Genomic DNA, 12,261 nt, shown 5'->3' with positions numbered 1-12,261 from the left:
TTGATATCACGAGGTAATATCTTATGGCAAAAATTGTTGAATGTATTCCTAACTTTTCTGAAGGCCGCAACCAAGCGGTCATCGACGGTCTAGTGGAAACAGCTAAGAGCGTGCCAGGAGTGACACTTTTGGACCACTCTTCTGATGCCAGCCACAACCGCAGTGTCTTTACCTTGGTCGGCGACGATCAAAACATTCAGGAAGTTGCCTTCCGTTTGGTTAAATACGCTTCTGAAAATATTGACTTGACCAAGCACCAGGGTGAACACCCTCGTATGGGCGCAACTGATGTCCTGCCTTTTGTACCGATCAAGGACATTACAAGTGAGGAATGCGTAGAAATTGCGAAGGCCGTATCTGAGCGAATCAATCGCGAACTCGGTATTCCTATCTTCCTCTATGAAGATGCTGCAACTCGTCCAGAGCGCAAGAACTTGGCTAAGGTTCGCAAAGGACAATTTGAAGGCATGCCTGAAAAACTCTTGGAAGCTGACTGGGCACCTGACTACGGTGAAAGAAAGATTCACCCAACTGCTGGTGTCACTGCTGTCGGAGCTAGAATGCCACTTATCGCCTACAACATCAACTTGGATACAGACAATCTGGAAATTGCCAACAATATTGCCAAAATCATCCGTGGATCAAGCGGTGGCTACAAGTACTGTAAAGCTATCGGCGTTATGCTGGAAGACCGCAACATTGCTCAGGTTTCCATCAACATGGTCAATCTGGAAAAATTCCCACTCTATCGTGTCTTTGAAACTGTTCGCTTTGAAGCCAAACGCTATGGAGTTGGAATCCTCGGCTCAGAAGTCATTGGTTTGGCGCCAGCTAAGGCTCTGATTGACGCAGCAGAATACTATCTGCAAATCGAAGACTTTGACTACGGCAAGCAAGTTCTGGAAAACCATTTGCTGGGCTAGGAGGACAGAAACCTATGAAATTAGTAGATTTAAGCTTGACAGAATTTGCCAAAGTCCTAGGCTCAGATGCTCCTGCACCAGGAGGCGGCTCTGCCGCTGCTCTTTCAGCAGCCAACGGTATTTCCCTTACTAAAATGGTCTGTGAATTGACCCTTGGCAAGAAAAATACGCAGAATTTGAAGCAGAAATTGCTCAAGTGCACGCAGAAAGTGCCCGCCTGCAAGAAAGCTTGCTCGCAGCTATCGACAAGGACACTGAAGCCTTCAATCTAGTCTCCGCTGTCTTTGATATGCCTAAGGAAACTGAGGAAGACAAGGCTGCTCGTCGAGAAGCGATGCAGAATGCTCTCAAGGAAGCGACCAAATCACCTTATGGCATGATGGAAGACATCTTGGCTGCCCTGCAAACGACTCAAAAGGCTGTCGGTAAGTCCAATACCAATGCTGCTAGCGACCTGGGAGTAGCAGCTCTCAACCTTAAGGCTGGCCTGCAAGGGGCTTGGCTCAATGTCCTCATCAACCTGTCAGGTGTCAAGGATGAAGCATTCGTCGCAGACTACCGCAGCAAGGGTGAAGAACTCCTCCAAAAAGGCTGCTCTCTAGCCGATGAAATTTATCAAGAAATTTTGAAAGTTGTCTAATAGATAAACGGAAGAGAAGTTCGCTCTTTCCCATGAATGGACTTTCTTTTCTCAAGAGGTAACAATATGGTTTTATCAGATATTGAAATTGCCAACTCGGTTCAAATGAAGCCCATCAAAGAAGTGGCAGAAAAGCTAGGAATTGCTGAAGACGCCTTGTCTCTTTATGGAAATTACAAGGCAAAAATCAGTGCCGGCCAACTGGAAGCTTTAAAAGACAAGCCAGACGGCAAACTGATTCTCGTGACCGCTATTTCCCCGACACCAGCTGGAGAAGGTAAGACTACGACTTCTGTCGGATTGGCTGATGCTCTAGCTGCTATCGGTAAAAAAGCTATTATCGCTCTGCGGGAACCTTCGCTCGGACCTGTCTTTGGTATCAAGGGCGGAGCTGCTGGCGGAGGTCATGCCCAGGTTGTACCCATGGAGGACATCAACCTCCACTTCACTGGTGACTTTCATGCCATCGGTGTTGCCAACAACCTGCTGGCAGCCCTCATTGACAACCACATCCACCATGGCAATGCCTTAGGCATAGACTCTCGCCGCATCACTTGGAAGCGGGCAGTTGATATGAATGACCGGCAGTTGCGCCACATTGTGGATGGCTTGCAGGGCAAGGTCAACGGTGTTCCGCGTGAAGACGGTTTTGACATTACAGTTGCTTCTGAGGTTATGGCTATTCTTTGTCTGTCAGAAAATATCACTGACCTCAAGAACCGTTTGGAAAAGATTATCATTGGCTACAGCTTTGAAGGTAAGCCAGTAACTGCTAAGGATCTGAAAGCTGGTGGCGCTATGGCGGCTGTCCTCAAAGACGCTATCCATCCAAACTTGGTTCAAACTCTGGAACACACACCAGCCTTGATTCACGGCGGACCTTTCGCCAATATTGCCCATGGCTGTAACAGTGTCCTAGCTACCAAGCTGGCTCTTAAATATGCCGACTATACAGTCACAGAAGCTGGTTTCGGTGCTGACCTAGGTGCTGAGAAATTCATCGACATTAAGTGTCGTACATCTGGCCTTCGTCCATCGGCTGTAGTTCTGGTTGCTACCATCCGCGCCCTCAAGATGCACGGTGGTGTGGCTAAGAGTGATTTGGCTGAAGAAAATGTCCAAGCCGTTGTAGATGGTCTGCCAAACTTGGAAAAACATCTGGAAAACATTCAAGATGTTTATGGCCTGCCAGCAGTCGTTGCCATCAATAAATTCCCGCTGGATACCGAAGCAGAATTGCAAGCAGTTTATGACGCCTGCCAAAAACGCGGAGTTGACGTAGTAATTTCCGACGTTTGGGCAAATGGCGGAGCCGGCGGTAAAGAATTAGCTGAAAAAGTCGTTGAACTGGCCGAAGGAGACAATCACTTCCAATTTGTATATAATGAAGAGGACTCCATTGAGACCAAGCTCAACAAAATTGTTACTAAGGTCTATGGAGGCAAAGGCGTTCGCCTGACTCCTGCCGCTAAACATGAGCTCAAACAACTGGAAGAACTGGGCTTCTCCAACTATCCTATCTGTATGGCCAAGACTCAGTACTCTTTCTCAGACGATGCTAAGAAACTGGGCGCTCCTAAAGACTTTGTCGTGACGATCAGCCAGCTCAAAGTTTCTGCTGGTGCAGGCTTCATCGTTGCTCTGACTGGTGCAATCATGACCATGCCAGGATTGCCTAAGGTGCCAGCCAGCGAAAAGATTGACGTCGACAAAGATGGCAATATCAGCGGTTTGTTCTAATAAATACTAAAAATGACACATATAACCCTTCTAAAATCAAACGATTTTCAAGTTTCCGATTGGTCGGGGGGAAAGACAAAACAGCTTTATCTTTCCCCGCCAACTGGCCACTATGGCAAGCGTAACTTTGACTATCGCCTCTCAACAGCGACTGTGGAGTTAGCTGAAAGTCAGTTTTCTGACCTCAGCGGCTTTCACCGCATTCTCATGAGCCTGGACCACACACTTCATCTCCACAATGCCAGTCGGCAGGAGGAAACGGTTCTAGCTCCCTTTGCCCCCTATTTTTTCGAAGGGAGTGATTCTATCACAAGTCGTGGGACTTGTACCGACTTTAATTTAATTTACAGCGACCATTATCAGGGACAGATGCTTGCCATCTCGGATGGACAAGAACTTACTCAAGATGAAGCAATTCAATTTATCTATGCCTTGAGTGATTTGATGGTGACAGGAACAGGCCTGCCATCGCTTAACCTAGAGACAGGGCAACTTCTGATAGTGGAAAAAGAGGCTCAGGAAACTGAGCTGCAAATAATGTTTTCGAGTAACCAGCCAACGGGTGCTCCCCTTGCTATATGGGCTGGTTTGACCCATATCCCTACTAAGTAAAGATACAGGGATGTCCTATCATCGTTCTATCTTTACTTGGAAAGGATCCCACATCTCTAAAGGAGAAACATTATTATGAATGCGACTAAACTCACTGCACAAGAACAAGAGCGAGAAAATGCGAAATTCAGCTTTTCTGGCGCTACTCTCTATGGTATCAATGCTGTTATCGGTTCAGGAATTTTCCTCCTACCTCAAAAAATTTATAAAGGACTGGGTCCTGCTTCTCTAGCTGTCATGCTGGGAACTGCCCTTCTCGTTATTCTCTTAGCCGTCTGCTTGGCAGAAACTGCTGGTTATTTTAATAAAAACGGCGGAGCCTTCCAATATTCCAAAGCAGCCTTTGGAGACTTTGTCGGATTTAATGTTGGCTTCCTAGGCTGGGCGGTTACCATCATCGCTTGGTCAGCAATGGCAGCAGGATTTGCGAGACTTTTTGTCATTACTTTTAAATCCTTTGCCCCTTATGAACTTCTGCTCAGTGTAAGCCTGATTATCCTACTTAGTCTGATGAATATCTCAGGTCTTAAGACCTCCAAAATGTTCACCTTGACCGCAACCGTAGCAAAGCTCATCCCAATTGTCGCTTTCAGTCTATGTGCAATTTTCTTCATCAAAGGAGGAATTGACAAAGGAAACTTCACTCCGTTTCTTCAGCTAGAACCTGGCGTGGATATCATGAAAGCCATCTCTAGTACAGCTATCTACATTTTCTACGGTTTCATCGGTTTTGAAACCATGTCTATCGTTGCTGGTGAAATGCGCAACCCAGAAAAGAATGTGCCTCGGGCTATTTTGGGCTCTATCAGTATTGTATCTGTTCTCTATATGCTGATTATCGCAGGAACTATCGCCATGCTAGGTAGCCGAATCCTACAAACAGATGCCTCTGTGCAAGACGCCTTTGTCGAAATGATTGGTCCTGCTGGAGCATGGATTGTCTCCATCGGAGCTCTCATCTCTATCGCTGGACTCAATATCGGTGAATCCATCATGGTACCGCGTTATGGTGCAGCCATCGCAGATGAAGGCTTGCTGCCTAAAAAAATTGCAGAAACCAATGCTAAAAACGCTCCTGTAGTTGCTATCTTAATCTCTGGAGCATTCTCAATCGCTCTGCTCTTCTCTGGAAAATTTGAAGAATTGGCTACCCTCAGCGTGGTCTTCCGTTTCTTCCAATACATTCCAACTGCTTTGGCGGTCTTGAAACTCAGAAAAATGTATCCAGAAAAGAAGGTTGTCTTCCGTGTACCATTCGGCCCTATCATCCCTATCCTAGCTGTTGTTATCAGCTTGGTTATGATTGTAGCTGATAATCCGATGAACGTAGTCTACGGTGTCATTGGTGCTGCCGTTGCCAGCTTAGTCTACTACTTCATGCACGGTCGAAAACAGGTTCCTACTAACCCTGACTAACTCAAAGCATTATATCCCATAATGGAGGATTCTATATGTCAAAATTGATTCACTTAGACGGAAACAGTCTAACACTTGAAGATGTTATCGCAGTGGCTCGCCATGGAGCCACCTGTGAAATCGACCAAGAAGCTAAGAGAGCTGTAGAAGCTTCCCGTAAAATCGTAGATGACATCGTCCGCGAAAAGCGGGTAGTCTACGGTGTTACGACTGGATTTGGCTCTCTCTGCAATGTCAGCATCTCACCAGAAGATACGACTCAACTGCAAGAAAACTTGATTCGCACCCATGCTTCAGGATTTGGCGATCCTCTTCCTGAAGATGCAGTCCGTGCTATCATGTTAATTCGGATTAATTCTCTGGTCAAGGGCTATTCTGGTATCCGTCTCTCTACTGTCGAAAAACTTCTGGAATTGCTCAATAAAGGTGTCGTGCCTTACATTCCGGAAAAAGGCTCTTTGGGAGCTTCTGGAGATTTAGCACCGCTAGCTCACATGGTTTTGCCTATGCTAGGACTGGGGCGCGCTTACTATCAAGGCCAATTGCTCTCTGGACAAGAAGCTTTGGACAAGGCCGGTATCGAGAAAATTGCTCTAGCAGCTAAGGAAGGGCTGGCGCTGATTAACGGTACGACTGTCCTGACAGGTATCGGAGCTCTGGCTACCTATGATGCCATCCAGCTTCTTAAACTGTCAGATGTCGCTGGCGCTCTTTCCATGGAAGTCCATAATGGTATTACCAGTCCTTTCGAAGAAGACCTGCATACCATTCGACCTCAGAGCGGTCAGCTAGCTACAGCCCGCAATATCCGCAACCTTCTAGAAGGCAGTGGCAATACGACCGTAGCCACTCAACAACGGGTCCAAGACCCTTATACTCTACGCTGTATTCCGCAGATTCATGGTGCCAGCAAGGACTCTATCGCTTATGTCAAGACCAAGGTTGAGATTGAAATCAACTCCGTTACAGACAACCCTATCATCACCAAGGAAGGCCATGTCATCTCAGGCGGTAACTTCCACGGTGAACCAATGGCTCAGCCATTCGACTTCCTCGGTATCGCTATTTCTGAAATCGGAAATGTCTCCGAGCGTCGTGTAGAACGTCTGGTCAATAGCCAACTGAGCAAGCTCCCATCCTTCTTGGTTAAACACCCTGGCCTCAACTCTGGCTTTATGATTACCCAGTATGCTTGTGCTTCGCTTGCATCTGAGAACAAGGTTCTGTCTCATCCAGCCAGCGTAGACTCTATCCCATCTTGTGAAAACCAAGAAGACTTTGTCAGCATGGGAACTACAGCAGCACGCAAGGCAGCTGAAATTCTCAAGAATTCTCGCCGCATCGTGGCAACAGAAATCATGGCAGCCTGCCAAGCTCTGGATCTGAAACCAGAAAACCATGAACTTGGTAAAGGAACCAAGCCGGCCTACGACCTCTTCCGTCAGCATGTCCGCTTTATCGAGTTTGATAAGGACATCGAGATCTATGAAGAACTCAACAAGGCTTCTGAGCTGATTGAAAGCGATGAATTCCTAGCAGCCGTTGAAAAGGCTGTGGACTTGAGCATTCAGTTCTAAAGCTGATGACTCTGTAAAAAGTTAACCTAAGAAGCCCGCTCTCATGCAGCTGGGCTTCTTTTCCCGCCAAAAGCCATTGACAGGCTTAGCGGAAACTCTTATAATAAAGTCGCAAGTATCGTTATGGAAAAGGACAAAATCATGTTAGAAGATTACTATCAGCTAGACAACCGTTACTATCAGCGAGGTCCAGAGGACAATCTATATACTGCTAAGTGGGGCATGGTCATTGAGTTTCTGGACTTAAATGATCCTAGCTTAACTCCTTTTGAAGGGGTGAACTTTGCCCTGATTGGCTTCAAGAGCGACAAGGGTGTCTATATCAATAACGGCCGAGTGGGGGCTGTCGAAGGACCACAAGCTATCCGAACTCAGCTGGCCAAACTTCCTTGGCATCTAGGTAGAAACGTTCGCGTCTTTGACGTTGGCGATATCGACGGGCCTAACCGCTCTTTGGAACAACTGCAGCAAAGCTTGGCACGAGCAGTCAAACGCCTGCGAGAGCTTAATCTCCGACCCATCGTTCTAGGCGGCGGCCACGAAACAGCCTACGGCAACTATCTGGGGCTCAAGTCGTCACTAAATCCTGACCAAAACTTAGCTGTGATCAATATGGATGCCCATTTTGACCTACGCCCCTACGATCAGACGGGTCCCAACTCCGGTACCGGTTTTCGTCAAATGTTCGATGACACCTTAGCTCAGAAACAGATCTTTAACTACCTCATCCTAGGGATTCAGGAGCACAATAACAACCTCTTTCTCTTTGACTTTGTAGCCAAGTCTAAGGCTATCCAGTTCCTGACTGGAATGGATATTTACCAAATGGGACATAAGGAAGTCTGCAAGGTAGTTGATGCTTTTCTAGCCGATAAGGAGCAGGTCTATTTAACCATTGATATTGACTGCTTTGCAGCTGGCGCCGCTCCTGGTGTCAGTGCCATCCAGTCGCTCGGTGTGGATCCCAATCTGGCTGTGCTGGTCTTCCAGCACATAGCTGCTTCAGGCAAGCTAATTGGCTTTGACATCGTCGAAGTCTCTCCCCCTCACGATATAGACAACCATACGGCTAATCTAGCGGCCAGTTTTGTCTTTTACCTGACCCAAGTCTGGGCGCAAGCCCATGACTGATAGGCATTTAAAAACTTCATTGCAAACATCAAAAGAGGATGAACATTGCTTTCATCCTCTTTTATTTGTGTTCAATTCTTAAGACAAGGTACGGCGTAAGTTTTCTAATTCCTTTAGTTGATGACGATCCCGGTAGGGATTGAGCTGACTTTTGGCTGTTTCATAATAAGTTTCAAAGTCCTGAGCTAATAAATTTTCAAAACCAGCTTCTTGCAAACTGCCAGCCAGCTGGCGATACTTGATCACAGCCATCAGATAGTAGATCAAGCCCTTGTCCCGCGGATTGCCATAGCGACTAATGAGACTATCCTTTTTCCGCAGCAGATCAAGCACCGGCTGGTAATCCCCCTTCTCGCAGCCAATCAAGGCCAAATAAACTTCCAGCTGGGTCTCCTTCCAAGGAAAGCTGAGCGACTTTAGGGCTACTTTCGCTTTCAGCAAGATCCGCTCCGCCTGTTCATAATCTTTTAGCTGATAATAAGTCAGACCCAATCCTATGTAGAAAGCAAAAATCGAAGGCTCCGCTGTTTTATTTTCCGTCAGCTCAATCGCCTCTTTCTGATGAGCCAGCGCTGTCTTGAAATTCCCACGAATCTGCTCAATCTCTGCCAGATAATCTAGAGCCGCCGCAATCTGAATCGAATACTTTGAACGCAACGAAGCCGTCAAACTAAAGCAATCGATAGACTGGTAGAGATGACGGAGCGACTGCTCCTCATCTCCAATCATGAGATGATAAAGCCCCTTAAGTCGAAGATTCATTGCAATAGCTTCGTGATTATTGGCCTGAACTGAAGCATCCAGAGCCAACTCCGTATAGTAGCGCATCTCAGGAATATTCTCCGTCTGGATGCAATAGTAGATCATCTGCCGATAGCCTTCTAGGAGAAAATCCATCTGCTGCAGCTCTTTAGCAGAAGCAATCACCTGCTGGATATTGTCCATTCCCTGCTGGTAATTCCCCGTCCGGATAGCATAACGCCCTTCCAGATAGAGAAAGCGGAGAACCAATAGCTGAAAATCTTTGTGATTCTGGTGTTTTCTTTCTAAGCCTTCTATTTCCCTACGGATACGGTCAAACTGGTCTAAAACCGCTGATTGATCAGTATCATCTGTCTTTTCGATAAAGCCAAACTCCCGTGAATAAATCGGAAAGAGCTCATGATGAAACTGCAAGGTGGCCTCGAGATAATGCAACTCATACTCCAAAGACTTAATCGGTTGTTTAGACATCTTATAATGATAGGCAATGTCATTGAGCAGCTGGGCATGATAAAGAGAGGCTCCCAGCTGGTCTTCCATGCCTTGGGCAATCTGGTGATGTAGCATTCGCTTCTTGGCAAGCGGCAAGCGCTCATAAGCATAAATCCTCAAAAGCTCCTGGCTGAACCGTAAAACCAATTCCTCCTGCTCCTCTTCTATTGAAAGCTGTTTTTGCCCAAATCCTTCAGCAATTTCGACCGCTTCTTCCACAGATAGGCCTAGCAACTTAGCTAAGAGCGCTACCGAAGCAGGGGAACTAAAGCAAGCCAGATAGTCAACCAATTCCTCCTCCTGGCTGCTCAAATAGCCTAATTTCAGAGATAGTTTTGCTTTAATAGCTGAGGTCAATGGCTGGAATTTCTCACCCCGAAGAAGCTGTTCCGCATACTCCGACAGAAAGAAAGGAATGCCCTGACTGACCCGATAAATAGCCTCAAGCCGTTCTTCAGATATGGTTAACTGTCCAGTCTGGGCCTGTAAATAAGCCACACTTGCCTTAAAATCCAGCGGCTGCAGTTCAATGCAGTCTAGCTGGCTACGAAGCAATAAGCGATTGAAAAAACGTCCAAGATAAGGTGGCGTACTCAGATGCTTGGTCAGCACAAAGGCTACTGGATAATCCCTCAAATGGTTCATAACCTGCTCTAAAACAGCCACACTAGCCTCATCCATCCAGTGACAGTCCTCAACCAAGATCACCAGAGCCTTTTTCTTAGAAATCTTTTGCAAAATATCCAGTACAAACCAAGCCAGACGATCCGTATTCAGCTCAAAATCCGAAGCTTCACCTGCCATAATCGGAAAATAACTATCCAAAATAACCTGCCACTGGCTGGTCGAAAGGATCTGATGCTGAATGACTAAGTCTCCCAAGCCATCTAGCAGACTGCGCCAAGGCTGCAATCCAACCGTCATTTCTTCCTTGAAGCACTCTGCCATAACAATCTGGAAATACTTGGTCTGATTAGCCAGTACTTGTCGAGTCACTGTCCGTTTACCGATGCCAGTACCACCGACTAAGAGCAGCGCACGAGGTTCTTGCCTCTCTATAATCTTAGAAAAATAAGATTCCAAACGCTTGATTTCATCCACTCGGCCAAAGAAGTGGTCTGTATTACGTAAAAATTGCTTGATCTTACGCTCACTGCGATCCTTGGCCATCACTTCATGATACAGCTGTTGGATTGCTTCATTCGGACTAATCCCCAATTCCTTGTCCAAGAGATTGACCAAGTTATAATAAGTCTCAATCACCTTACCAGGTCGATCATTCTCCTGATAAAGCTTCATCAGCAGATGATAATTCTTCTCATCAAACTCATCAATACTGATCATACGACGCAGATTTCGCTCTGATTCCTCCAAATTCGACGGATCTTTTTCCAACTTTTGGTAGCAAGCCTGGATATAGAGCTGCTCATATCGCGTCCGCATCTTGGACACCCAATAGTCAAAGGCTTCACTGTCCTTGAGATAGAAGCCCTGCAGAAAATCACCCTGATAGAGCGACAGATGCTCTGCTGGATGGTCCGTGAAAATTTCTACATCACTTTCAATCGCACACTCGGGATTAAGCGACAGCACAGTCCGGTTGGGACCAATAATCCATTCTCCGCCCAATAGCTTGTTAGCCTGATAAATGGTATTCCGCAGATTCTTTTTGGCGGTCTGATTATCCTTGTTTTCCCAGAGGATTCCTGCAATCTCCTCCCGATTGACTGTTCCATTGATATGGAGATAATAGAGCAGAGCATTGATTTTGGCAAAAGGAAAATAGAGCTTCTCCTGATTAAGAAAAATACTCGGACTTCCCAGTAATTTCAACCTCAACAGATTTTTCGTCATGTAAACGCCTCCAAGAAAGCTTATAAAACTAATATAAACAAAATAAGACATTTTAGCAAGCAAGAAAAAACGACTCTATCATTTATCAGCTTCTAAATGATCAAAACCTATAAACAAAAACCACTAAACAGCAAATGAATCTGATTAGTGGTTTCTTCATTCATCTTAAAAAGATTGAACGGATGGGGTATGGTTAAAGAGCGCATGGGTCGCCTTATAGATATGGTAAGCTGTTGCCGCATTATTCATCGTATAGAGATGGATCCCTGCTACATCATGGGTCACTAAATCAACAATTTGATCCACCGCATAGGCTAAACCAGCTGTCCGCAGGGATTCTGGATCATGTTCATACTTATCCAGAATAGCCTTGAATTTGCGCGGAAGATGAATATTCTCACACGTTTTCAAAAGACGAAGCGCTTGGTTTCGATTCAGAATAGGCATGATACCTGCATGAATCGGAACATCGATCCCAGCCAAGGTACACTTGTCTTGGAAATCATAGAAACGTTCATTGTCAAAGAAGAGCTGAGTGACAAGACTAGAGCAGCCCGCATCCACTTTCTTCTTGAGATTCTGAATATCTGAGATCTGGTTTGGTGAGTCTGGGTGCCCCTCTGGATAGCAAGCACCGATAATATCAAAATGTGGTGCTTCTGTCTTGATATACTCAATCAAGTCAGTCGCATATTTAAAATCATCCTTAGGAGCCACATCTGGAAAAATATCGCCTCGCAAAGCCAAAATCTGATTGACCCCAACACGATCCAAAGCCTGCAAGATATTGGATACCATTTCCTTGGTTAGATAAACAGCTGGCAAATGGGCAATCGTTGGAATCTCAAGGTCATTGGAGATGAACTCAGCCAAACGAACCGTTGTCTCCTCAATATCAAATTTATTATTGCTGGCAGTCACACTGATAAAGTGGGGAGCCAGATCTTGCATCTCCCTCAACGCCTGAAAAATCTTATCATTGCCTACTGCCGGACTAGGAGGAAATACTTCAAATGAGAGACTAGGAGTTTGGCGATTCACCATAGAGATAAAATTCCTTTCAATCTACTAACTAGCAGCCTATAACAAACCTGCAAACAGCTTTGTTGCAGGT

At 45.9% G+C, this 12,261-nt stretch carries 8 protein-coding genes and 1 pseudogene; 7 read left to right on the top strand and 2 right to left on the bottom strand.

Annotation, left to right across the window (positions count from 1 at the left end; genetic code table 11):
• Window positions 1–23: 23 nt before the first annotated feature.
• The 7 genes and pseudogenes from ftcD (at window position 24) to hutG (ending at window position 8,039) form a co-directional block, all read left to right on the top strand.
• Window positions 24–923: a glutamate formimidoyltransferase gene (ftcD, locus tag I872_RS01210; RefSeq protein ID WP_015604356.1), complete on the top strand. Its 900-nt coding sequence runs from the start codon at window positions 24–26 to the stop codon at window positions 921–923.
• A gap of 14 nt (window positions 924–937) precedes the next feature.
• Window positions 938–1,563: pseudogene (locus tag I872_RS01205) on the top strand (cyclodeaminase/cyclohydrolase family protein).
• Between the two features lie 66 nt (window positions 1,564–1,629).
• On the top strand, window positions 1,630–3,303 hold the full coding sequence (locus I872_RS01200; RefSeq protein WP_015604355.1) for a formate--tetrahydrofolate ligase: 1,674 nt from the start codon (window positions 1,630–1,632) through the stop codon (window positions 3,301–3,303).
• A 12-nt stretch (window positions 3,304–3,315) separates the two neighbouring features.
• Window positions 3,316–3,915 (top strand): HutD/Ves family protein, encoded by a 600-nt coding sequence (locus I872_RS01195; protein WP_015604354.1) that lies wholly within the window; start codon window positions 3,316–3,318, stop codon window positions 3,913–3,915.
• 75 nt (window positions 3,916–3,990) lie between these two features.
• On the top strand, window positions 3,991–5,331 hold the full coding sequence (locus tag I872_RS01190) for an APC family permease (RefSeq protein ID WP_015604353.1): 1,341 nt from the start codon (window positions 3,991–3,993) through the stop codon (window positions 5,329–5,331).
• A gap of 35 nt (window positions 5,332–5,366) precedes the next feature.
• Entirely contained in the window at window positions 5,367–6,908 is a 1,542-nt protein-coding gene (gene hutH, locus I872_RS01185; RefSeq protein WP_015604352.1) for a histidine ammonia-lyase, read from the top strand.
• A 141-nt stretch (window positions 6,909–7,049) separates the two neighbouring features.
• Window positions 7,050–8,039, top strand: a complete 990-nt coding sequence (hutG, locus tag I872_RS01180; RefSeq protein ID WP_015604351.1) for a formimidoylglutamase — start codon at window positions 7,050–7,052, stop codon at window positions 8,037–8,039.
• A gap of 78 nt (window positions 8,040–8,117) precedes the next feature.
• On the opposite strand, the gene I872_RS01175 is transcribed toward hutG, so the two are convergent.
• The gene (locus tag I872_RS01175) at window positions 8,118–11,147 is read right to left on the bottom strand and encodes an ATP-binding protein (protein WP_015604350.1); all 3,030 of its coding nucleotides are present in this window, start codon (window positions 11,145–11,147) and stop codon (window positions 8,118–8,120) included.
• Between the two features lie 165 nt (window positions 11,148–11,312).
• Window positions 11,313–12,191, bottom strand: a complete 879-nt coding sequence (gene metF / locus I872_RS01170; RefSeq protein WP_015604349.1) for a methylenetetrahydrofolate reductase [NAD(P)H] — start codon at window positions 12,189–12,191, stop codon at window positions 11,313–11,315.
• Between the last annotated feature and the right edge of the window lie 70 nt (window positions 12,192–12,261).

Source organism: Streptococcus cristatus AS 1.3089 (assembly GCF_000385925.1).
Classification (GTDB): domain Bacteria; phylum Bacillota; class Bacilli; order Lactobacillales; family Streptococcaceae; genus Streptococcus; species Streptococcus cristatus_B.
Note: the sequence above shows the minus strand (reverse complement) of the source record. Positions and strands in the feature narration are given on the sequence as shown.

Excerpts from the sequence above, each read along its gene's own strand:
- I872_RS01200 (WP_015604355.1), top strand. The coding sequence starts at position 1,630 with ATGGTTTTATCAGATATTGAAATTGCCAACTCGGTTCAAATGAAGCCC.
- hutG (WP_015604351.1), top strand. The coding sequence starts at position 7,050 with ATGTTAGAAGATTACTATCAGCTAGACAACCGTTACTATCAGCGAGGT.
- I872_RS01190 (WP_015604353.1), top strand. The coding sequence starts at position 3,991 with ATGAATGCGACTAAACTCACTGCACAAGAACAAGAGCGAGAAAATGCG.
- I872_RS01175 (WP_015604350.1), bottom strand. The coding sequence starts at position 11,147 with ATGACGAAAAATCTGTTGAGGTTGAAATTACTGGGAAGTCCGAGTATT.
- hutH (WP_015604352.1), top strand. The coding sequence starts at position 5,367 with ATGTCAAAATTGATTCACTTAGACGGAAACAGTCTAACACTTGAAGAT.
- metF (WP_015604349.1), bottom strand. The coding sequence starts at position 12,191 with ATGGTGAATCGCCAAACTCCTAGTCTCTCATTTGAAGTATTTCCTCCT.
- ftcD (WP_015604356.1), top strand. The coding sequence starts at position 24 with ATGGCAAAAATTGTTGAATGTATTCCTAACTTTTCTGAAGGCCGCAAC.
- I872_RS01195 (WP_015604354.1), top strand. The coding sequence starts at position 3,316 with ATGACACATATAACCCTTCTAAAATCAAACGATTTTCAAGTTTCCGAT.